The 21527-nt window shown below is 73.9% G+C and carries 17 protein-coding genes; 8 read left to right on the plus strand and 9 right to left on the minus strand.

Going from position 1 to position 21527, the window contains the following annotated elements:
* Positions 1-49 precede the first annotated feature (49 nt).
* The 3 genes from OG295_RS15025 to OG295_RS15035 all read right to left on the minus strand — a co-directional run bounded on the left by OG295_RS15025 (position 50) and on the right by OG295_RS15035 (position 4957).
* The gene (locus tag OG295_RS15025; protein WP_371677348.1) at positions 50-1033 is read right to left on the minus strand and encodes a GlxA family transcriptional regulator; all 984 of its coding nucleotides are present in this window, start codon (positions 1031-1033) and stop codon (positions 50-52) included.
* Between the two features lie 99 nt (positions 1034-1132).
* A complete protein-coding gene (locus OG295_RS15030) occupies positions 1133-2152 on the minus strand; it encodes a DMT family transporter (protein WP_371677349.1) in 1020 nt (339 codons plus the stop codon).
* 78 nt (positions 2153-2230) lie between these two features.
* Positions 2231-4957, minus strand: coding sequence for an FAD-binding and (Fe-S)-binding domain-containing protein (locus OG295_RS15035; RefSeq protein ID WP_371677350.1), 2727 nt, complete (start codon positions 4955-4957; stop codon positions 2231-2233).
* A gap of 85 nt (positions 4958-5042) precedes the next feature.
* On the opposite strand from OG295_RS15035, the gene serC reads away from it, so the two are divergent.
* Complete coding sequence (serC, locus tag OG295_RS15040) at positions 5043-6161, plus strand: phosphoserine transaminase (RefSeq protein WP_371677351.1); 1119 nt, start codon at positions 5043-5045, stop codon at positions 6159-6161.
* A gap of 251 nt (positions 6162-6412) precedes the next feature.
* Positions 6413-9496 carry a sacsin N-terminal ATP-binding-like domain-containing protein gene (locus OG295_RS15045; RefSeq protein ID WP_371681198.1) on the plus strand — a complete coding sequence of 1028 codons (3084 nt, stop codon included), beginning with the start codon at positions 6413-6415 and terminating at the stop codon, positions 9494-9496.
* 12 nt (positions 9497-9508) lie between these two features.
* On the opposite strand, the gene OG295_RS15050 is transcribed toward OG295_RS15045, so the two are convergent.
* Both OG295_RS15050 and OG295_RS15055 read right to left on the minus strand, forming a co-directional pair.
* Positions 9509-11968, minus strand: coding sequence for an HAD-IC family P-type ATPase (locus OG295_RS15050; RefSeq protein WP_371677352.1), 2460 nt, complete (start codon positions 11966-11968; stop codon positions 9509-9511).
* Between the two features lie 178 nt (positions 11969-12146).
* Positions 12147-12479: a DUF2530 domain-containing protein gene (locus OG295_RS15055; protein WP_371677353.1), complete on the minus strand. Its 333-nt coding sequence runs from the start codon at positions 12477-12479 to the stop codon at positions 12147-12149.
* Between the two features lie 139 nt (positions 12480-12618).
* Between OG295_RS15055 and OG295_RS15060 the strand changes: the two genes are divergently transcribed.
* Complete coding sequence (locus OG295_RS15060; RefSeq protein WP_371677354.1) at positions 12619-14046, plus strand: NCS2 family permease; 1428 nt, start codon at positions 12619-12621, stop codon at positions 14044-14046.
* 31 nt (positions 14047-14077) lie between these two features.
* Here the strand turns inward: OG295_RS15060 and OG295_RS15065 are convergent, their stop codons facing one another.
* The gene (locus OG295_RS15065) at positions 14078-14260 is read right to left on the minus strand and encodes a ribbon-helix-helix protein, CopG family (RefSeq protein ID WP_030239290.1); all 183 of its coding nucleotides are present in this window, start codon (positions 14258-14260) and stop codon (positions 14078-14080) included.
* Between the two features lie 119 nt (positions 14261-14379).
* Between OG295_RS15065 and OG295_RS15070 the strand changes: the two genes are divergently transcribed.
* From OG295_RS15070 to OG295_RS15090, 5 genes are all read left to right on the plus strand, one after another.
* Entirely contained in the window at positions 14380-14817 is a 438-nt protein-coding gene (locus OG295_RS15070) for a MarR family winged helix-turn-helix transcriptional regulator (RefSeq protein ID WP_030239287.1), read from the plus strand.
* 25 nt (positions 14818-14842) lie between these two features.
* A complete protein-coding gene (locus OG295_RS15075; RefSeq protein WP_371677355.1) occupies positions 14843-16222 on the plus strand; it encodes an MFS transporter in 1380 nt (459 codons plus the stop codon).
* A 97-nt stretch (positions 16223-16319) separates the two neighbouring features.
* On the plus strand, positions 16320-16874 hold the full coding sequence (gene thpR / locus OG295_RS15080; protein WP_371677356.1) for an RNA 2',3'-cyclic phosphodiesterase: 555 nt from the start codon (positions 16320-16322) through the stop codon (positions 16872-16874).
* A 295-nt stretch (positions 16875-17169) separates the two neighbouring features.
* Positions 17170-18018, plus strand: coding sequence for a dimethylargininase (ddaH, locus tag OG295_RS15085; protein WP_371677357.1), 849 nt, complete (start codon positions 17170-17172; stop codon positions 18016-18018).
* A gap of 34 nt (positions 18019-18052) precedes the next feature.
* Entirely contained in the window at positions 18053-18577 is a 525-nt protein-coding gene (locus OG295_RS15090; protein ID WP_371677358.1) for a YbaK/EbsC family protein, read from the plus strand.
* Here OG295_RS15090 and OG295_RS15095 read toward each other — a convergent pair.
* The 3 genes from OG295_RS15095 to OG295_RS15105 all read right to left on the minus strand — a co-directional run bounded on the left by OG295_RS15095 (position 18505) and on the right by OG295_RS15105 (position 21491).
* Complete coding sequence (locus tag OG295_RS15095) at positions 18505-19569, minus strand: MmcQ/YjbR family DNA-binding protein (protein ID WP_371677359.1); 1065 nt, start codon at positions 19567-19569, stop codon at positions 18505-18507. The two genes, OG295_RS15090 and OG295_RS15095, sit on opposite strands and share 73 nt — an antisense overlap.
* Before the next feature lie 180 nt (positions 19570-19749).
* Complete coding sequence (locus tag OG295_RS15100; protein ID WP_371677360.1) at positions 19750-20739, minus strand: aldo/keto reductase; 990 nt, start codon at positions 20737-20739, stop codon at positions 19750-19752.
* Between the two features lie 59 nt (positions 20740-20798).
* Positions 20799-21491, minus strand: coding sequence for a GDSL-type esterase/lipase family protein (locus OG295_RS15105; RefSeq protein WP_371677361.1), 693 nt, complete (start codon positions 21489-21491; stop codon positions 20799-20801).
* Positions 21492-21527 lie beyond the last annotated feature (36 nt).

Genomic DNA, 21527 nt, shown 5'->3' on the forward strand with positions numbered 1-21527 from the left:
ACGAGGGCCGGACGCGGTACGAGGGCGTGCGGACGCGGTGCGGGGGTGGTCAGGAAGCGGTGCGGAAGCGGCGCCGGTAGGACGCCGGGGTGATGTCGAGCTGCTTGCGGAAGGCGCGGTGCAGCGTTTCCACCGAGCCCATCCCGGTGGCCGCCGCGACCCGCTCCAGCGGCTCGTCGGTGCTCTCCAGCAGCCTGCGGGCCGCCTCGACCCGGGCGGCCTCCACGTAGGCGGCCGGACTCGTGCCGGTCTCCTGCCGGAACACCCGGGCGAAGTGCCGTTCGCTCAGGCACATCCGCCCGGCCAGCGCGGCCGCCGACAGTTCGCCGTCGAGGTGCTCGGTGATGAACAGGCGCAGCTCGTCGATGTCCCTGCGGGCCGCCGCGGGCCGGCTCAGCGGCACGCTGAACTGGCTCTGGCCACCCTGTCTGCGCAGGTACATCACCAGCTGCCGGGCCACCGCGAGCGCCAGCTCCTCGCCGTGGTCCTCGGCGACCAGCGCGAGCGCGAGGTCCATGCAGGTGCTGATGCCGGCCCCGGTCCACACCCGGCCGGACCGGACGAAGATCGGGTCGGCGTCGACCCGTACCCGCGGGTGCTCGGCCGCGAGCTGGGCGGCGGTCGACCAGTGCGTGGTCGCCCGGCGGCCGTCCAGCAGCCCGGCCGCGGCGAGCAGGTGCGCGCCCACGCAGACGGAGGCGATCCTGCGGGCGTGCGGCGCGGTGGCCCTCACCCACTCGACGACGTGCTCGTCGACCCGGGCCACCGGCCCGTCCGGGCCCGTCCGCACGGCGCCGGGCACCAGCAGGGTGTCCACGGCGGCCCCGACCTCGTCGAAGGTCAGATCGGCGACCAGACGCACCCCGGCCGCCGTTCGCACCTGGCCGGCGCCGGGAGCCGCGAGCCGGACCTCGTAGCCCGCGCGGCCCCCGCTCTCCCGGTTGGCCAGGGCGAACACCTCGGCCGGGCCGGTGACGTCGAGCAGGTCGACGTCCGGGAAGACCGCGATGACGACGCGGTGGGAAGGGGACATGCGTCCATGGTCACGGGGCCGCCGGACGGCCGCAATGACGGCTCCCTGTCACATCCGGACACGAGCCGGCCGGCGAGGGGCCCGCACATCGCGGTCCGCCTACAGCGCCGCGCGTGCCTTCCTGCCGATCTGGGAACGCACCGCGCCCATGCTGGCGGCGATCACCAGGGCGATCGCGACTCCGTCGAGCACCGACATCTCCTGCCCCAGCACCAGCAGCCCGGCGCTCGCCGCGATGGCCGGCTCCAGGCTCATCAGGATCGCGAAGGTCGGGGCGGCCAGCCGGCGCAGGGCGAGCAGTTCCAGCGTGTACGGGAGTACGGAGGACAGCACCGCCACGCCCAGCCCGAGGGCGAGGGTGCTCGGCACGAGCAGGGCGGAACCCGCCTGTGCGACGCCCAGCGGCAGTGAGATGACGGCAGCCACCGCCATCGCCAGGGCGAGGCCGTCGGCCTGCGGGAAACGGCGGCCGGTGCGGGCGCTGAAGACGATGTACGCGGCCCACATCACGCCCGCACCGACCGCGAAGGCCGCGCCGGCCGGGTCGAGGGAGCCGAAGCCGAAGCCGCCTCCGCCGTGCCCGGACAGCAGGACGACGCCGGCGAGGGCGAGGCCCGCCCACAGCAGGTTCACCAGGCGGCGGGAGACGATCACCGAGAGGGCCAGCGGGCCGAGGACCTCCAGGGTCACGGCCGGGCCGAGCGGGATGCGGTCGATGGACTGGTAGAAGAGGCCGTTCATGCCCGCCATGGCCACGCCGAAGGCGAGGACCGTGCCCCAGTCCGAGCGGGTGTAGCCACGCAGCTTCGGCCGGCACAGCACCAGCAGCACCAGCGCGGCCGCGGCGAGGCGCAGGGTGACCACGCCCGCGGCGCCCACCTGCGGCATCAGCGTGACCGCGAGCGCCGCGCCGAACTGCACCGAGACACCGGCCGAGACCACCAGGGCGACCGGGCCGAACCGGTTCCGGGCCGAGGCCGAGGCCGAGGCCGGGGCCGACGCGGCGGGGGCCGACGCGGCGGGGGCCGGGGCGGCGGGGGCCGGGGCGGCGCCGGCGGTGCTGGTACTGGCGGCGCCGGTGCTGGTGGTGGTCGTCGGGGACGAGGATGGTGCGGGCATGAATCCAGACTAAGGGTATGTAAGGACCGTAACTCCGTGTTTTGCCTTACGGTCACGCGGTTTTCACAGTGCGTCCCCTCACAGCGCCTCCGCCAGGAGTTCCGCCAGGTGGCGGGCCCGGTGGCCGTCGGACAGCTGCGCGATCTGGGTGCGGCAGGAGAAGCCGTCGGCGAGGACGGCCGTGCCCGGGGCGGCCGCCCGCAGGGACGGCAGCAGCTGTTCCTCCGCGCACGCCACCGAGACGGCGTGGTGGCCGGGTTCGAAGCCGAAGTTGCCCGCGAGCCCGCAGCAGCCCCCGCTGAGCTCCCCGCTCAGCCCGGCGCGCCCGCGCAGCCGCCGGTCGGCGGCGTCGCCGAGGACGGCGTGCTGGTGGCAGTGGGTCTGGCCGGCCACGGGCCGGTCCAGCCGGGGCGGGCTCCAGTGCGGGGCGTACTCCTCCAGCGTCTCCGCGAAGGTGCGCACGGCCGCCGCGAGCCGGTGCGCCCGGGGGTCGTCGGGGAGCAGGGCCGGGAGGTCGGTGCGCAGGGCGGCCGCGCAGCTGGGTTCGAGGACCAGCACGGGCCCCCGTACCTCCCCGACGGCGTCCAGGGTGCGGCGCAGCACCGTACGGGCCCGGTCCAGGCGGCCGGTGGAGAGGTACGTCAGCCCGCAGCACACCCGGCGGGCGGGAACGGCGACGGCGAGGCCCGCGGCCTCCAGGACCCGTACCGCCGCGCGGCCGGCCTCGGGGGCCAGGTACTCCGAGAAGGTGTCGGGCCACAGCGTCACCGTCACGGCCTGCTCCCCGGCAGCCCGCTCCCCGGCCGTCACCGCCGTCCGCCCGCGCCACCACCGGGTGAACGGCACCGGCGCCAGCGGCGGCAGGGCCCGCTCCCGGGCCAGCCCCGGCAGCGGGATCCGGCGGGCGGCCGCGTTCGCGGCCCGGGTCGCGCGCAGGGCGGTGATCATGCGGAGCCAGTCCGGCAGGCCGCCCAGCAGGTAGTGGGAGGCGGGCCGCAGCCGGCCCGCCCAGTGGCGGTGCAGGAACTCCGCCTTGTACGCGGCGACGTCCACGCCGACCGGGCAGTCGCTGCGGCAGCCCTTGCAGCCCAGGCACAGGTCGAGGGCCTCGGCGACCTCCGGCGAGCGCCACCCGCCGGTGATCGTCTCCCCGGCCAGCATCTCGTGCAGCAGCCGGGCCCGGCCGCGCGTGGAGTGCCGCTCCTCGCCGGTGGCCCGGTACGAGGGGCACATCACCCCTGCCCCGCCGACCTCCGTGGAGCGGCACTTCGCGACGCCGACGCAGGTGGCCACCTCCCCGGCGAAGGGGGTCCGGGGCAGCACCGCGAAGCGGAGGTTCTCGTCGAGGCGGGCCGGGCGGACCAGGATCCCGGGGTTCATCCCGCCGGCCGGGTCCCACACGTCCTTGTACGCCGCGAAGAGCGCGATGACCCCGGGCCCGTACATGCGCGGCAGCAGCTCCGCCCGCGCCTGGCCGTCGCCGTGCTCCCCCGAGAGGGACCCGCCGTGGGCCACGACCAGGTCGGCGAGCTCCTCGGAGAAGGTCCGGAAGCGGGCCACGCCCTCCCGGGTGACCAGGTCGAAGTCGATCCGGACGTGGACGCAGCCCTCCCCGAAGTGCCCGTACGGGGTGCCGCGCAGCCCGTGCGCCGCCAGCAGCGACCGGAACTCCCTCAGGTACGGCCCCAGCCGCGCGGGCGGCACCGCGCAGTCCTCCCAGCCCGGCCAGGCCATGGTGCCGTCCGGCATCCGCGTCGCCGTGCCGGCCGCGTCCTCGCGCAGCCGCCACAGGGCCCGCTGCCCGGCCGGGTCGGTGACGAGCGCCGCGTCCAGGGCGTCGGCGCCGCGCAGCAGGGTGCGGGCGGCCCCCTCGTCGGGCATCTCCACGAACAGCCAGGCGCCGCCCCGGGGGAGCCCGGCGGGGCTGCGGACCAGGTCCTCGGCCATGCCCTCGACGGTGAGCGGCCGGTGGGGCAGCAGCCCGGCGGCCGCGTCCGCCGCCGCGCCCTCGTCGGCGTAGCCGAGGACGACGAGCACGGGCGCGGCCGGGAGTTCCACCAGCCGGACCACCGCCTCGGTGACCACGCCCAGGGTGCCCTCGCTGCCGCAGAAGGCACGGGCGAGGCCGGTGCCCCGCTCGGGCAGCAGCGCGTCCAGCCCGCCGTAGCCGGAGATCCGGCGGGAGAAGCCGCCGGCCATGCCCGTGCGCAGCACCGCGAGGTTCCCCTCGACGAGCTCCCGCAGGCCCGCCGGGGCGCCCGCCCAGCCGCGCGCGAGGCGGTGCGCGGTGCCCCCGTAGGCGGTGACGGAGAGCTCGGCGACGTTGTCGGCGGTGGTGCCCCAGGCCACCGAGTGGGCGCCGCAGGCGTTGTTGCCGATCATCCCGCCGAGGGTGCAGCGGGAGTGGGTGGAGGGGTCGGGTCCGAAGGTCAGCCCGTGGGGGCGGACGGCGTCGCGCAGCCGGTCGAGGACCAGTCCGGGCTGGACGACGGCGGTCCGGGCGGCCGGGTCGACGGCGAGCAGCGCGTCCATGTGCCGGGTGAGGTCGAGGACGACGCCCGTGCCGGTGGCCTGTCCGGCGATGGAGGTGCCGCCGCCGCGCGGTACGACGGGCACGCCGGCCTCCGCGCACAGGGCGAGGGCGGCGGCCACGTCGTCGGCGTCGCGCGGGGCGACGACACCGATGGGGACGCGCCGGTAGTTGGAGGCGTCCATCGTCGTCAACGCCCGCGCGGCGGCTCCGAAGTCCACCTCCCCGCGCAGGTTCGCCCGCAATGTCCGTTCGAGTTCCCCGGGTGACGTCACGGCGCCCAGCCTGCCACCGCGCGGGTGCGTCTCATCGGGTGGACGCGCCTCCGACAGCCGGTCGGGGACCCGATACGCTCCGCTCGTGGCCGAGATCCAGATTCCCGCTGACATCAAGCCCGCCGACGGACGCTTCGGCGCGGGCCCCTCCAAGGTGCGGACCGAGGCGCTGGACGCCCTCGCCGCCACCGGTACCTCCCTGATCGGAACATCCCACCGCCAGGCTCCGGTCAAGAACCTGGTCGGTTCGGTGCGCCAGGGACTCCGGGACCTCTTCTCCCTCCCCGAGGGCTACGAGGTGATCCTGGGCAACGGCGGCTCCACCGCCTTCTGGGACATCGCGACCGCCGGTCTCATCGAGCGGAAGTCGCAGCACCTCACCTTCGGCGAGTTCTCCTCGAAGTTCGCCAAGGCCGCGAAGCTCGCGCCGTGGCTGGACGAGCCGTCGGTGATCTCCTCCGAGCCGGGCTCGCACCCCGAGCCGGTCGCCGAGGCGGGCGTGGACGCGTACGCGTACACGCACAACGAGACCTCGACGGGCGTGGCGGCGCCGATCAAGCGCGTCGCGGGCGCCGACACCGGTTCGCTCGTCCTGGTGGACGCGACCTCCGGCGCCGGCGGACTTCCGGTGGACATCACCGAGACCGACGTCTACTACTTCGCCCCGCAGAAGGCCTTCGCCTCCGAGGGCGGCCTGTGGCTGGCGGCGTTCTCCCCCGCCGCCCTGGAGCGTGCCGCCCGCGTGCACGCCTCCGGCCGGCACATCCCGGAGTTCTTCTCGCTGCCGACGGCGATCGACAACTCGCTGAAGAACCAGACGTACAACACCCCGGCGCTGTCCACCCTGTTCCTGATGGACGAGCAGCTGCGGTGGATGAACTCCCAGGGCGGCCTGGAGTTCACGACGGGCCGTACGGCGGCCAGTGCGCGCAACCTGTACGGCTGGGCCGAGGCCTCGAAGTACGCGAGCCCGTTCGTGCAGGACGCCGACAAGCGTTCGGCCGTCATGGGAACGATCGACTTCTCGGACGACATCGACGCGGCGGCGATCTCGAAGGTGCTGCGCGCCAACGGCATCGTGGACACCGAGCCGTACCGCAAGCTCGGCCGCAACCAGCTGCGCATCGCCATGTACCCGGCGGTCGACCCGGCGGACGTGCAGGCGCTGACCGCGTGCATCGACTACGTGATCGAGCAGCTCTGACCCGGCGCGGCCGGATCTGACCGGCGTCCGGAGCCCCCGGCGACCACGTGTCGCCGGGGGCTCCGGCGTTCGCGGGGCGGGGCTCTCGGGGCGGGGTGGCGCGGGGCGGGGTGGCGCGGGACGGGACGGGCACGGCGTAGGGGGCGTCCCCGCACGCGATACCTTCAAGGCGTCCGGGCAGGAGGTTCCCAGGCCCAGCACATCTTGGAGGCAGCGGCGTGAACGTGCGAGTGACGGCGGCCCAGAGCGGCATGGACCCTTTCAGCACGGCCCGGCTGCGGCGCTCGGTGCTCGACGCGTGGGGCTCGGGCCCGGCCCGCTTCCGCGAGGACGCCAACGCCGAGGAGGACCTGGCGCTCGGTGGCTACCGCGACCGGCTCGTCGTCGAGCTGGCCCAGAACGCCGCCGACGCCGCGGCCCGCGCCCGGGTCCCCGGCCGGCTGCGGCTGACCCTGCACCCCGCCGGCCCGCACGGCCCGGCCGTGCTCGCCGCCGCCAACACCGGCGCCCCGCTGGACGCGACGGGCGTGGAATCCCTCAGCACCCTGCGCGCCTCCGCCAAGCGCGAGGAGGCCCGGGACTCCGTCGGCCGCTTCGGCGTCGGCTTCGCCGCCGTCCTCGCCGTCTCCGACGAACCGGCCGTCCTCGGCCGCCACGGGGGCGTGCGCTGGTCGCTGGCCGAAGCCCGCGAAATGGCCCGCGAGGCCTCCGCGTTCAGCCCCGGACTCGGCGACGAACTGCGGCGCCGCGACGGACACGTCCCCCTGCTGCGCCTGCCGCTGCCCGCCGAGGGCACCGCCCCCGAGGGCTACGACACCGTCGTCGTCCTCCCGCTGCGCGACAGCGCCGCCGAGGACCTCGCACAGCGGCTGCTGTCGGGCGTCGACGACGCCCTGCTCCTGACCCTGCCCGGACTGCGCGAGATCGTCGTCGAGACCCCGGCCGACGGCGCCCGCACCCTGTACCGGCGCACCGAGGGCCCGTACACCGTCATCGAGGACTCCGCCTCCGGCACCCACCGCTGGCGCACCGTCCGCCACAGCGGCCCCATCGAGCGGGAACTCCTCGCCGACCGGCCCGTGGAGGAGCGGCTGCGGCCCGTCTGGACCGTCACCTGGGCCGTGCCCGTGGACCCCGACGGCGCGCCCGAACGCCCCCGTACCGCCCCCGTCGTCCACGCGCCGACCCCCACCGACGAACCCCTCGGCATCCCCGCCCTGCTCATCGCCTCCCTGCCGCTGGACACCTCCCGCCGCCACCCCGCGCCGGGTCCGCTGACCGACTTCCTCGTCGCGCGCGCGGCGGACGCGTACGCCGAACTCCTCGGCGCCTGGGACCCGGTGGGCACCGGCCTGGTCGACCTGGTGCCCGGCCCGCTCGGCAAGGGCGAACTCGACGGGGCCCTGCGCGCCGCCGTCCTGACGCGCCTGCCCCGCACCGCCTTCCTCGCCCCGGCCGCCCCCTCCGAGGAGCTGACCCGGCTGCGCCCCTTCGAGGCCGAGGTCGTCGAGGGCGCGGGCGCCGACACCGTACGGGTCCTCGCCGAGGTGCTCCCGACCCTGCTCCCCGCCGGCCTGGAGCGGCGCCCCGAGCTGCGCACCCTGGGCGTGGGCCGGCTGCCGCTCGGCGACGCCATCGAGCGGATCGCCGGCATCGAGCGCACCCCGGACTGGTGGCACCGCCTGTACGACACCCTGGCCGGGGTGGACCCCGACCGGCTGTCCGGGCTGCCCGTCCCCCTCGCCGACGGCCGCACCACGATCGGCCCGCGCCACGTCCTGCTGCCCTACGCCGACACCCCCGCGTCGCTGGCCCGCCTGGGGCTGAAGGTGGCCCACCCGGACGCCGCGCACCCGCTGCTGGAGAAGCTCGGCGCCCTCCCCGCCACCGCGCGCGCCGTCCTGACGACCCCGCAGGTCCGGGCCGCCGTGGCGGGCTCGCTGGACGCGGGCGAGATCTGGGACGAGGACGCCGACGCCCTGGACGCCGAGGAACTGGCCGAGGTGGTCCTCACCCTGGTCCGCGACTCCGCCCTGGCCCCCGGCGACGAGCCCTGGCTGGGCGCGCTGGCCCTGCCCGACGAGGACGGCGAACCGACCCCGGCCGGTGAACTCCTCCTCGCCGGCAGCCCGCTGGCCTCCGTACTGCGCGAGGACGAGATCCCGTACCTGGACGCCGACCTCGCCGAGCGCTGGGACGCCGACGTACTGGCCGCCTGCGGCGTGCTGACCGCGTTCCAGCTGGTCCGCGCCACCGACGTGGTCCTGGACCCGGACGAGCTGGAGCCCCGCGACGGGGACTTCGCCGAACCGGACGACGCGGGGCTGCTCGACGCGGTCGACGTGTGGTGCGAGGACCTCCTCGACCAGCTGCCCGAGACCCCGGTGCCCCCGGTGGCCACCGAGCTGATCGCCGTGCGCGACCTGGACCTCGTCGATGACGACCACTGGCCCCGGGCCCTGGCGATGCTCGCGCAGCCCCCGCTGCGCGACGCCCTGACCCAGCCGGTGCGGATCCTGCTCCCGGACGGCACCACGCAGTCCGTGCGCCCGTACACCGCCTGGTGGCTGCGCGACCACCCCGTGCTCGACGGCCGCCGCCCCGCCGGACTGCGCGCCGCCGGCGGCGACCCGCTCCTGGAAGGGCTCTACACCCCGGCCGACGCCGCCGGCTTCGAGGACGAGCAGGTCCTGCGCGCCCTCGGCGTGCGCACCACGGTCACCGCGCTCCTGGACGAGCCCGGCGGCGCCGCCGAGCTCCTGTCCCGCCTCGCCGACCCGGACCGCGAGGTGACCGGCCGCCAGCTGCACGGCCTCTACGGGGCCCTGGCCGATCTGGATCCCGAGCAGGTCACCCTCCCCGACGAGCTGCGGGCGGTGGTCGACGGGGAGGTGGTCGTGGTGGACGCGGCCGACGCCCTCGTCGCCGACGCCCCGGACCTGCTCCCCCTCGCCGGGGGCCTGCCGCTCCTGCCGGTCGCCCCGGCCCGCGCGGCCGACCTGGCGGAGCTCCTCCAGGTGCGCCGCCTCTCGGACACCGTCCCGGCGGAGGTGACCACCCCGGGCGAGGAGCACGAGGTACCGGAGGCCGTACGGATCCTCCTGGGCCCGGCCACGCCGCCGACGTACGTCGAGCACGAGGAACTGATCGCCGGCGGCACGGAACTGGACTGGCGCCGCACCCCGGACGGCACCCTCCACGCGGCCACGCTGGAGGGCGTGGCGGCCGGCCTCGCCTGGTCCGCGGGCCAGTGGCCCCGCCGCTTCGAGGTGGCGGCCCTCCTGGAGGACCCGTCCCGCACGGCGGAACTGGCCCGCGACCGGTGGTTCGACTGACGGGCGGCCCCGTCAGGCCGGGAACCTGCGGCCCACCCACCGGAAGGTGAACTCGATCAGGGCGGCCGCGGCCGCCGCGATCGCCACCGCGATCCACGGCATCGTGACGCCCACCAGCTTGAGCTGGAAGAACTCCTGGAGCCACGGCACGACGAGGACGATCAGGAAGGCCCCGCCCATCGCGCCGACCAGCGCCACCCGCCACCAGGTGTACGGGCGGGCGATGATCGCCAGCACCCACATCGAGGTGAGGAACAGGGTCAGCGTCGCCGCGCTGGTCTCGGCCTGGAGGGCGTCCGGGCCGCTGTAGTGGGCGCGGGCGATCAGGTAGGTGACGAAGGTGGCGACGGCCGCGATCACCCCGCCGGGGATCGCGTACCGCATGACCCGCTTCACGAAGTTCGGCTTCGCGCGTTCCGTGTTCGGCGCCAGGGCCAGGAAGAAGGCGGGGATGCCGATGGTGAGCGTGGACAGCAGGGTCAGGTGGCGGGGCAGGAAGGGGTACTCGACCTGGGAGCAGACCACCAGGACGGCGAGGAGGACCGAGTAGACCGTCTTGGTGAGGAAGAGGGTCGCGACGCGCGTGATGTTGCCGATGACGCGGCGCCCCTCGGCGACCACCGAGGGGAGGGTGGAGAAGCTGTTGTTGAGGAGGACGATCTGCGCGACGGCGCGGGTGGCCTCCGAGCCCGAGCCCATCGAGACGCCGATGTCGGCGTCCTTGAGGGCGAGGACGTCGTTGACCCCGTCGCCGGTCATGGCGACCGTGTGGCCCCTGGACTGGAGGGCGGCGACCATCTCCCGCTTCTGCTGCGGGCTGACGCGGCCGAAGACGGCGTTCTCGTCGAGGACGGCGGCCATCCCCTCGCGTTCGGCGGGCAGCTTGCGGGCGTCGACGGTGTTCTGGGCGCCCGGCAGCCCGAGCTTCCCGGCGACGGCGCCCACGGAGACGGCGTTGTCGCCGGAGATGACCTTGGCCTTGACCTCCTGGTCCGCGAAGTAGCGCAGGGTGTCGGCGGCGTCGGGGCGCAGCCGCTGTTCCAGGACGACGAGGGCGGTGGGTCTGCTGCCGGTGGCCACGGCGGCGTCGTCGAGCTCGCGGGCCGAGCGGGCCAGCAGGAGGACCCGCAGGCCCTGCTCGTTGAGGCCCTCGATCTCCTCCAGCGCCGGGTCCCCGGCGGGCAGCAGCACGTCGGGGGCGCCGAGCAGCCAGGTGTTGTTCTCGCCGTCGCCCTCGCTGAAGCTGGCGCCGCTGTACTTGCGGGCGGAGGAGAAGGGCAGGGACTCGGTGCAGCGCCACTCGGCGCTGTCGGGGTAGGCGTCGATGATGGCCTGGAGGCTGGCGTTGGGGCGCGGGTCGGACTCGCCGAGGGCGCCCAGCACCTTCCTGACGTAGGCCTGGTCCGCGCCGCCCAGGGGGCGCAGCTCGGTGACGTCCATGCCGCCCTCGGTGAGGGTGCCGGTCTTGTCGAGGCAGACGACGTCGACGCGGGCGAGGCCCTCGATGGCGGGGAGCTCCTGGACGAGGCACTGCTTGCGGCCGAGCCGGATGACGCCGACGGCGAAGGCGACGGAGGTGAGGAGGACGAGCCCCTCGGGGATCATCGGGACGATGCCGCCGACGGTGCGGGCGATGGCGTCCTTGACGTTGTTCTGCTTGACGACGAGCTGGCTGACGATCAGGCCGATCGAGGTCGGGATCATCATCCAGGTGACGTACTTGAGGATGGTGGAGATGCCGCTGCGCAGCTCGGAGTGGACGAGGGTGAAGCGGGAGGCCTCTTCGGCCAGCTGGGCGGCGTAGGCCTCGCGGCCGACCTTGGTGGCGGTGAAGGCGCCGCCCCCGGCGACGACGAAGGACCCGGACATGACCTGGTCGCCGGGCTTCTTGAGGACGGGGTCGGCCTCGCCGGTGAGCAGGGACTCGTCGATCTCCAGTCCGTCGGCCTCGCCGACGGTCCCGTCGACGACGACCTTGTCGCCGGGGCCGAGTTCGATGACGTCGTCGAGGACGATCTCGGAGGTGGAGATCTCCGCCGTGGCGCCGTCCCGGCGGACGCTCGGTTTGGCCTCGCCGATGACGGCCAGCCCGTCGAGGGTCTTCTTGGCGCGCATTTCCTGGATGATGCCGATGCCGGTGTTCGCGACGATCACGAAACCGAAGAGGCTGTCCTGGATGGGCGCGACGATGAGCATGATCACCCAGAGGACGCCGATGATGGCGTTGAAGCGGGTGAAGACGTTGGCGCGGACGATCTCGGCCGTGGAGCGGGAGGAGCGGACGGGCACGTCGTTGACGTCGCCGCGGGCGACCCGCTCGGCTACCTCGGCGGTGAGGAGGCCGCCCGGCTTGAAGCGGGGGGCGGGGGGCTTCACCGGGTGGACGGGATCCAGCTCCGCTCCCGCGTCGATGGCGGGGCCGGCGCCGGAGCGCTCCGGCCCGTCATGGTCGATCTTCGCCCGCTGCGTCATGCTTTCGACGGTAAAGGGCGCCGGGACGGTTCACCCGCCGAGAAGTCGGAAGATCCGACTTCAGGATGAGTGGAATCGTCCCTTGGTCGGGGTCGGGGTCGGGGTCGGGGTCGGGGTCGGGGTGGAGGCCGGGGCCGGGGTCCGGGCCCGCGCCGACGCCGGGGCCGGCGTCCGGGCCCTAGCCCTCGGAGCCGGGCGCACCACCGGGCGTGCCGGGGGACGCGGGGTCCGCTCCGGCGCCCCGGGCGGCAGCAGCGGCCGCCTGCTCGGCGGCGTGGCGCTTGAGGGCGGCGTCGCGGCCCCGGACGTACCAGATGCCGATGAGACCGAGCCCGCCGCCGGCCGCGCAGGTCCACACCCACCACAGCAGGTCCCGGTCCGAGAACCACCCGTAGAAGGGCAGCTGGACGAGGAACATGGCGAACCAGAGGATCGTGCCGCCGGTGATGGTGGCGACCACCGGGCCCTCAAGGGGCTCGGGCGCCTCGTGCTGAGCAGTCCACTTCGCCATGGGGACCAGTCTAGGTGGCCGGATTTGGGGTCTACGCGCGGAGATGGACTGCCTCTCGTTCATGTGTTCATACTGAAACGGTTTGCCTACGGCCGGTTTCGTTCGTATGAACCACCCAATCAACCCGTTTGAGGACCGCATGAGCACCTCGGCACCCGCCGCGGCCCCCACCACCAGCCTCGACCGCTACTTCAAGATCTCGGAGCGCGGTTCGACCGTGGCCCGGGAGTTCCGGGGCGGCTTCGCGACCTTCTTCGCGATGGCCTACATCATCGTGCTGAACCCGATCATCCTGGGCAGCGCGAAGGACATGTACGGCCACCAGCTCGACAGCGGCCAGCTCGTCACGGCCACCGTGCTGACGGCGGCCTTCACCACCCTCCTCATGGGCGTGATCGGCAACGTCCCGATCGCCCTCGCGGCCGGCCTCGGCGTCAACACCGTCGTCGCCCTCCAGCTCGCCCCGCGGATGAGCTGGCCCGACGCCATGGGCATGGTGGTCCTGGCGGGCTTCGTGGTGATGCTGCTGGTCGCCACCGGCCTGCGCGAGCGGGTCATGAACGCGGTCCCGCTGGGGCTGCGCAAGGGCATCGCGATCGGCATCGGCCTGTTCATCATGCTGATCGGCCTGGTCGACTCCGGCTTCGTCACCCGCATCCCGGACGCCGCGCACACCACGGTCCCGCTCCAGCTCGGGAGCAACGGCCACCTGCACGGCTGGCCGGTCCTGATCTTCGTGGCCGGGGTCCTGCTCACGCTCGCCCTGCTGATCCGCAAGACGCCCGGCGCGATCCTGATCTCCATCGTGGTCATGACCTTGATCGCCGTCGCCGTACAGGCGGTCGCCGACCTGCCGGACCTGGCCTGGGGCCTGACCGTGCCGCAGTGGCCCGGCAACCCGGTGGCCGCGCCCGACTTCGGCCTCGTCGGCCAGGTCAGCCTGTTCGGCGGCTTCGGCAAGGTCGGCGTGCTGACCGGCGTGCTCTTCGTCTTCACCGTGCTGCTGTCCTGCTTCTTCGACGCGATGGGCACGATCCTCGGCGTCGGCGACGAGGCCAAGCTGACGAAGCCGGACGGCACCTTCCCCGGCATCAACCGGGTCCTGCTGGTGGACGGCCTGGCCGTCGCCGCCGGCGGCGCGACCTCCTCCTCGGCCACCACCTGCTTCGTGGAGTCCACCGCGGGCGTCGGCGAGGGCGCCCGCACCGGTCTGGCGAACATCGTGACCGGCGGCCTCTTCACCGTCTCGCTCTTCCTGACCCCGCTGGCCACCATGGTGCCCTCGCAGGCCGCCACCCCCGCCCTCGTGGCGGTCGGCTTCCTGATCCTGGCCGGCTCGGTCAGGGACATCGACTGGAACGACTTCACCATCGCCGTCCCGGCCTTCCTGGCCATGGTGATGATGGCGTTCACCTACTCGATCACCAACGGCATCGGCATCAGCTTCATCAGCTTCAGCGTGCTGCGCCTGGCGACCGGCCGGGGTCGCGAGGTCCCGGCGGCGATGTACGTCGTCTCGGCGGTGTTCGCCTTCTACTACGCGATGCCGGCCCTCGGCCTCACGTAGCCGCCCCTTCACCGCGGGCGGTCAGGTCAGGTCAGGTCAGACCGTAGAACTTCTCCGTCTCGTCGACCGCGGTCTTGAACCGCTCGTCGAAGTCATCGCGAATGAGCGTCCGGACGACATAGTCCTGGACGCTCATTCCGCGTTTGGCGGCATGGTTCCGGAGCCGCTCCAGCAGCTCCCCGTCTATGCGCACGCTCAGCACATGTGTCCCCATGCCGAAAGGGTCGGGCCAGACGGCGTGGACGCGTGTCACTTTCCGCCGCCGACTCACCCGTACGAGTGACGACCCCCACCCGGTGTTCCTTAGGAAAAGTAATGAGTTATTCTAAGTACATGCCTGACCTCTCCCATGGCGACGACGCTGCCGCCGTGAACGACCTCCGCTCCGCCGTCATGCGGCTGGGCCGGCGCCTGAAGCACCAGCGCGTCGACGAATCGCTGAGCCCGACCGAGATGTCGGTCCTCGGCACCCTCGCCCGCTGCGGCCAGGCCACCCCCGGTGAGCTGGCCCGGCGCGAGCACGTCCAGCCCCCGTCGATGACGCGCATCGTCGCCCTGCTGGAGGCCAAGGGACTGGTCAGGCTGGAGCCGCACCCCGAGGACCGCCGCCAGAAGGTGGTCAGCCAGACCGAGGAGGCCGAGGCGATGCTCGAAGAGAGCCGTCGCAAGCGCAACGCCTTCCTGGCCGGGCTCGCGGCCGAGCTCACCGAGGACGAATGGGCCAAGCTCCGCGAGGCCGCACCCGTCCTGGAGAAGCTCGCGCACCTATAGGAACGACGCCAGGAGGCGAACGCTTTTGAGTACGGGAACCGGAGCAGACTCCGCACCCGGCCACACATCCACCCCCTCCAACGCAGTCCCCCCGGGCAGGAACCCGGGAACGCCTCCCGGCGCCGGCCGGGGGATGTTCAGCTCGCTGCGGATCCGCAACTACCGGCTCTTCGCGGCCGGCCAGGCAGTCTCGAACACGGGCACCTGGATGCAGCGCATCGCCCAGGACTGGCTGGTCCTCTCCCTGACCGGCTCGGCCTCCGCGGTCGGCATCACCATCGCCCTGCAGTTCCTGCCGATGCTCGTGTTCGGCCTCTACGGGGGCGTCCTCGCCGACCGGCTGCCCAAGCGGCCGCTGCTCCTGGCCACCCAGGGCGCCATGGGTCTGACCGGCATCGCGCTCGCCGTCCTCACCCTGGCCGGACACGTCCAGGTCTGGCACGTCTACCTCGCGGCCTTCCTGCTCGGCCTGGTCACCGTCCTCGACAACCCGGCCCGGCAGACGTTCGTCTCCGAGATGGTCGGTCCCGCGCAGGTCGCCAACGCGGTCAGCCTGAACTCCGCCAACTTCCAGTCCGCGCGGCTGGTCGGCCCGGCGATCGCCGGCGTGCTCATCACCGCCGTCGGCTCCGGCTGGGCCTTCCTGCTGAACGGGCTGTCCTTCGCGGCGCCCATCGCGGGCCTGCTGATGATGCGGACGCGCGAACTGCACCCCGTCACACCGCAGCCGCGCGCGAAGGGACAGCTGCGGGAGGGCCTGCGGTACGTCGCGGGCCGGCCGGAGCTGGTGTGGCCCATCGTGCTGGTCGGCTTCATCGGCACCTTCGGGTTCAACTTCCCGATCTGGCTGTCGGCCTTCGTCGGCGACGTCTTCCACGGCGACGCCGACACGTACGGACTGTTCAACACCCTGATCGCGGCGGGCTCCCTGGTCGGCGCCCTGCTGGCCGCGCGCCGGGGCCAGGCCCGGCTGCGGGTGCTGGTGACGGCCGCGGTCCTCTTCTCCGCCCTGCTGCTGGTGACGGCGATCGCACCGTCCTTCTGGCTGTTCTCGGCGCTGCTGGTGCCCGTCGGGATGTTCGGCCTGACCGTGAACGTGGTGGCCAACTCCAGCGTCCAGATGGCCACCGACCCCGAGATGCGGGGGCGGGTCATGGCGCTGTTCATGATGGTCTTCACCGGCGGCACCCCGGTCGGGGCGCCGCTCGTGGGGTGGATCACCGACACCTACGGAGCCCGCCTCGGCATGGCCGCCGGCGGCCTGGTCTCCCTCGCGGCGGCGCTCGGCGTCGCGGTGGTCCTCTCCCGGGTCGGCAACCTCCGCCTGAGCGTGAACCGCCACGGGATCGCTTTCGTCCCCGCCGCCCGCACCGACCGCGCCCGCGCACTGGTCAAGGCGGCGTAGCCCTTCCCCCGGCCGGGGCCCGGTCGGGGCCCGGTCGGGGCCCGGCCGGGGCCCGGTCGGGGGCCGCGGAGCCCGCGCGCGGGGATATCGTCGGGGCATGAGGCTGTTCGCCGCCGTGTTGCCGTCCGACGGGGCCGTCGAGGAACTGCGGGCCGCGCTCGCCGGGGTGCCCCGCGGGGACGGGCTGCGGTGGACCGCCGAGGAGGGCTGGCACTTCACGCTCGCCTTCCTCGGCGAGGTCCCCGCCCGGCTCCTCCCCGACCTGCACGCCCGCCTCGCCCGCGCGGCCACCCGTACCGAGCCCTTCGCGCTGCGCCTGCACGGCGCGGGCCACTTCGGCGACCACGCCCTGTGGACCGGAGCCGCCGGCGGCCTCGACGCCCTGCGGCTGCTCGCCGAGCGGGCCGACGCCGCCGCCCGGCGGGCCGGGATCCCGATGGAGCAGCACCGCCGCTACACCCCCCACCTCACCCTCGCCCGCAGCCGGGGCGCCGCCGACCTGCGGCCGTTCCTCGACGCGCTCGCGGGCTTCGAGGGCACGCCCTGGCGGGTCGACACCCTCAGCCTCGTCCGCAGCAACCTCCCCACCAGCGGTGTCCCCGGTGAGCAGCCGCGGTACGAGGTCGTCGAGGCCTGGCCCCTGACGGGCTGAGCGGGCCCCGTCCCCTGGCGCCCCGTCCCGCCCGGCCCCGTCGCGCCCCGTCGCGCCCCGCCCCACCCCCGGGCCGGTGAAGCGCAGGGTTCCGGGACGGTTCATGTTCCGGTGGCCCGGACTTCGGGGCGCGGAATCCGGATTCCGGTGAAAAAGGAGCAGTAGAGGCGATCCCGGCATGCTCACGCCGAGTACCCGCCCGCCTCCGCCCGCTGACGCACCGTGCCCCGATGACGGCCGCCCACCCCATCCCGTGGGCGGCCCGGCCCCTCCAGTCACCCTTGAAGGAGTCCCCGTGCCGTTCACCGAGCCCACCGCCACCCTCCCGGTCCCGTCCCGCGTCGCCACCCGGCGGAGGCTGCTGATGTGCCGTCCCCAGCACTACGACGTCACGTACTCGATCAACCCCTGGATGCACCCGGAGCAGCGCACCGACACCGCCCTCGCCCTCCGCCAGTGGGAGCGGCTGCGCGACCTGTACCTCGACCTCGGCCACCTCGTGGAGGAGATCGACCCGGTCGGCGGCCTCCCCGACATGGTGTTCGCCGCCAACGGCGCCACCGTGGTCGACGGCAAGGTCTACGGGGCCCGCTTCCGGCACGCGCAGCGCACCGCGGAGGGTCCGGCGTACCTCGACTGGTTCGAGCGCCGGGGCTACCGCGAGGTGCTGTGGCCCGAGTTCATCAACGAGGGCGAGGGCGACATCCTCACCGTCGGCCGCCGGCTGCTGGCCGGCACCGGCTTCCGCACCGATCCGCGCTCGCACGCCGAGGCCCAGGAGTTCTTCGGCCTGCCGGTGACGAGCCTGACCCTCGTCGACCCGGAGTTCTACCACCTGGACACGGCACTGGCCGTGCTCTCCGACGACGAGGTCATGTACTACCCGGCCGCCTTCTCCGAGGGCAGCCGGTCCGTGCTCCGCACGATGTTCCCCCGGGCGATCCTCGCCACCGCCGAGGACGCCGCGGTCTTCGGGCTGAACGCCTTCTCCGACGGCCGCCACGTGCTGCTGCCGGAGGCGGCGACCGGTCTGCGGGCCCAGCTCAGCGAGCGCGGCTTCGAGCCGATCGGGGTCGACCTCTCCGAGCTCCTCAAGGCGGGTGGCAGCGTCAAGTGCTGCACCCTGGAGCTGCGCGACCGCTGAGTCACCGCCAACGAAGTTTCCGGAAAGGACCGTTGTGACCTCTGCGACCGCGATCGCGGACAGCTACACCCGCCTGCTCGACCTCCTGGGCGACGGAGGGGCCGACTACCGGCTGCTCCACCACGCCCCGGAGGGCCAGACCGAACTCGCCAGCCTCATCCGCGGCCACCGCCTCGAAGAGGCCGCCAAGTGCCTGGTCATCAGAGTCGCGCTGGGACGCAAACGACGCCGCTACGTCATCGCCGTGGTGCCGGGGCACCGGCGCGTCGACCTGGAGGCGGTGCGGGCGGCGTACGGGGGCACGAACGCCTCCTTCGCCGTGCGGGCGGTCGCCGAGGAGCTGACGGGCTGCGCCAGCGGTTCGATCATGCCGGTGAGCTTCGACCCGTCGGTGGAGGTGGTGGTCGATCCGGAGCTGCTGGAGCGGGAGGAGATCTGGTTCAACGCGGGCCGGCTCGACGTGTCGGTGGCCCTGCGCACGTCGAGCTACGTCGCGTTGGCCCGGCCCCGGCCGGCCCGGATCACCGAGGAGCCCGCACTGGTGACCGCGGCCGGCTGAGCGCGCCCGGCCGGGTCGGGGGCGTCGCCGCCCCGGTGGCTGAGGGTGACGTACAGGTACTCGTCGAGGACCTTGGCCAGCGGGAGTCCGGGCCGGCCCAGCCAGGCGGTCAGCGCGTCCTCGTCCAGGCCGCTCCCGGCGAGCGCGGCCTGCGCCCAGGCCCTTCCGGTGCGCAGGTGCCGGTCGAAGGCGGCGGCGTCCCGCGCGCCGTGCATGCGGGTCGCGATCGCCGCGTCCCAGGGCATCACGGTGCGCGGCCGCAGCGCGAACAGGGCCTTGGCGGCGGCGGTCGGCCCGAGGGTGCGGCGGCCGAGCGGGAGCGCGGCCAGGTCCCCGTACGCGGCCGCGAGCCGGGCGACGTCCCGGTCGGCCAGCGCCGCGAGCGGGGCCCCGGGCAGGCTGTGCCGGCCCCACCAGGCGTCGAGCCCGGTCCCCAGCGGGTCGGGCTCGCCGTCCCGGGGGTAGCGGATGCGGCAGCCCCAGGCGTTGAGCCAGCGGTGCAGGGCGGTGCGGTGCGCGGCCCGGGACAGGTCGAGGCCGGGGGCGGTGTCGGCGACCAGCGCCCGCCAGCTGCGGTCGACTCCGGGGAAGGCCCCGAACACCGCGGCGGCCTCCCGCAGCCCGTCGAGGCCGGGCGCGGGCGGCAGCCCGCCCTCCAGGTGGGCGCGGGCCACCTTCGCCGGTACGCACATCCGCCAGGCGTCGGTGACCAGCTCGGCCAGCTCCCCGTGGCCGAGGGCGGACATCCGGGCGTGCACCCAGTTGTAGCGCAGGTCACCGGCGCCGGGCAGGGAGAACTTCGCCGGCTCGGACGCGACCAGCGCGGCCCGCTCCTCCTTGGGAAAGGCGAACCCGAGCTCGCTCTCGTCCCGGGAGAGGGCGAGGTAGACGATCCGCCCGATCCGGAACTTCACCCGGTCGCGGACGAGGTGCTCCTCGGTGCGCGGCAGCGCGAGCGCGAGCCGCCGTACGTCTTCCACGGTCACCACCATGGCGAAAGTCTCGCAGCCCCCGGCGCCGGGGGCGGGGGCGGTCACGTTAGTCTCGACGGGTGGACCCGAAGACCAGAAACCGTGTCATGGCCGGTGTGCTCGTGCTGATGTTCGTCGTCGTCGCCGTGGCGGCCGCCGTCGGACAGTAGGACCCGCCCGGCGGCCGCCCCGGCCGGCCCGCTACCAGGCGAAGGCCTCCGGCGAGGCCCCCGGCCCCGGGAAGACCTCGTCCAGGGAGGCGAGGAGTTCCCCGGAGAGTTCCAGCTCCACCGCCCGCAGCGCGGAGGCGAGCTGCTCGGCGGTACGGGGACCGACGATCGGTCCGGTGACGCCGGGCCGGGTCAGCAGCCAGGCCAGGGCCACTTCGCCGGGCTCCAGGCCGTGCTTGTCGAGCAGGTCCTCGTACGCCTGCACCTGCGCCCGTACCGAGCTGTTGGCCAGCGCGTCCGCCGACCGGCCGGAGGCACTGCGCCCCGACTCGGCCGCCTTGCGGATCGCGCCGCCCAGCAGGCCCCCGTGCAGCGGGGACCAGGGGATGACGCCGAGTCCGTACGCCTCGGCGGCCGGGATGACCTCCATCTCGGCGCGCCGCTCGGCGAGGTTGTAGAGGCACTGCTCGCTGACCAGTCCGAGCCGACCCGTGCGGGCGGCGGTCTCGTTGGCCTGCGCGATCTTCCAGCCGGGGAAGTTGGAGGAGCCCGCGTAGAGGATCTTGCCCTGCTGGACGAGGACCTCGATGGCCTGCCAGATCTCCTCGAAGGGGGTCTGCCGGTCGACGTGGTGGAACTGGTAGACGTCGATGTGGTCGGTCCGCAGCCGCCTGAGGCTGTCATCGACGGCGCGGCGGATGTTCAGGGCCGAGAGCCGGTCGTAGTTGGGCCACGCCGCGCCCTCGGGGGCCATCGAGCCGTAGACCTTGGTGGCGAGCACCGTCTTGTCGCGGCGGCCGCCGCCCTGGGCGAACCAGGTCCCGATGATCTCCTCGGTGCGGCCCTTGTTCTCACCCCAGCCGTACACATTGGCGGTGTCGAGGAAATTGATGCCGGCGTCGAGGGCCGCGTCCATCAGGGCGTGGCTTTCGGCCTCGCCCGTCTGGGGGCCGAAGTTCATGGTGCCGAGGACGAGTCGGCTGACCTTGAGTCCGGTGCGTCCGAGCTGCGTGTACTTCATGGGCCCCAAGCCAACTGCTTCGAGTCCACTCCAGGCAAGACCCCGCCGGTGTCGGCGTGTTACGGCTCGCGGGCGGGGCGGTAGGGGCCGCCGATGCCCCAGGCCTGGTGCAGGACGGCCGCGAACTCGCCCGCCAGGCGGTGTTCTCCGGAGGCGTTGGGGTGGGTGCCGTCGTAGGTGTCGTGGGCGATCTCGTACGCCTGCGGGCGCGCGGCCAGCAGGACCGGCGAGGCGTCGGTCGTGAGGTCGGCGACCGCCTTGGCGAGCAGTTCGTTGAACCGGGTGACCTCCGCCGCGAAGGGCGGGTCCTCCTGGGCGCGGACGTTCGGGATGACGGGCAGGAACACCATGCGGATCCCGGGGCGCGCCCGGCGCGCCGCGTCGACGAAGAGGCGCACGTTGGCCGCGGTCTGCTCGGCCTTGGTGTAGAAACCGAGGTCGATCAGGCCGAGGGAGACGAGCAGGACGTCGGCGCGGCCCTCGTGGGCGGCGGGGCCGATGAGCGGGGCCATGTGCTGCCAGCCCTCGCCCCAGCCGGCGAGGTGGCGGCGGGCGTCGGCGGGGAAGCCGGGGGCGGCGTAGGCGTGGCTGGTGCCCGCGCCGGTGGCGGCGTCGTAGAGCGCGGTGCGCGGGCCGACGATCTCGAAGGGGCCGTCCAGGGTGGCGGCCAGGTGCTGCCACATCCGGTAGCGCCAGGTGTAGTCGCCGGCGCGTCCGATGGTCATGGAGTCGCCGACGAACATGAAACGCATCCGGTCATCATCGCGGATCACGCGACAGGTATTCCT

Origin of the sequence: Streptomyces sp. NBC_01276, assembly GCF_041435355.1 — a bacterium.
Lineage (GTDB): Bacteria > Actinomycetota > Actinomycetes > Streptomycetales > Streptomycetaceae > Streptomyces.

Coding starts and splice junctions, on each gene's coding strand:
- OG295_RS15025 (WP_371677348.1), bottom strand. CDS start 1,033: ATGTCCCCTTCCCACCGCGTCGTCATCGCGGTCTTCCCGGACGTCGAC.
- OG295_RS15030 (WP_371677349.1), bottom strand. CDS start 2,152: ATGCCCGCACCATCCTCGTCCCCGACGACCACCACCAGCACCGGCGCC.
- OG295_RS15045 (WP_371681198.1), top strand. CDS start 6,413: ATGGACCCTTTCAGCACGGCCCGGCTGCGGCGCTCGGTGCTCGACGCG.
- OG295_RS15050 (WP_371677352.1), bottom strand. CDS start 11,968: ATGACGCAGCGGGCGAAGATCGACCATGACGGGCCGGAGCGCTCCGGC.
- OG295_RS15055 (WP_371677353.1), bottom strand. CDS start 12,479: ATGGCGAAGTGGACTGCTCAGCACGAGGCGCCCGAGCCCCTTGAGGGC.
- OG295_RS15060 (WP_371677354.1), top strand. CDS start 12,619: ATGAGCACCTCGGCACCCGCCGCGGCCCCCACCACCAGCCTCGACCGC.
- OG295_RS15065 (WP_030239290.1), bottom strand. CDS start 14,260: ATGGGGACACATGTGCTGAGCGTGCGCATAGACGGGGAGCTGCTGGAG.
- OG295_RS15070 (WP_030239287.1), top strand. CDS start 14,380: ATGCCTGACCTCTCCCATGGCGACGACGCTGCCGCCGTGAACGACCTC.
- thpR (WP_371677356.1), top strand. CDS start 16,320: ATGAGGCTGTTCGCCGCCGTGTTGCCGTCCGACGGGGCCGTCGAGGAA.
- OG295_RS15095 (WP_371677359.1), bottom strand. CDS start 19,569: ATGGTGGTGACCGTGGAAGACGTACGGCGGCTCGCGCTCGCGCTGCCG.
- OG295_RS15100 (WP_371677360.1), bottom strand. CDS start 20,739: ATGAAGTACACGCAGCTCGGACGCACCGGACTCAAGGTCAGCCGACTC.
- OG295_RS15105 (WP_371677361.1), bottom strand. CDS start 21,491: ATGCGTTTCATGTTCGTCGGCGACTCCATGACCATCGGACGCGCCGGC.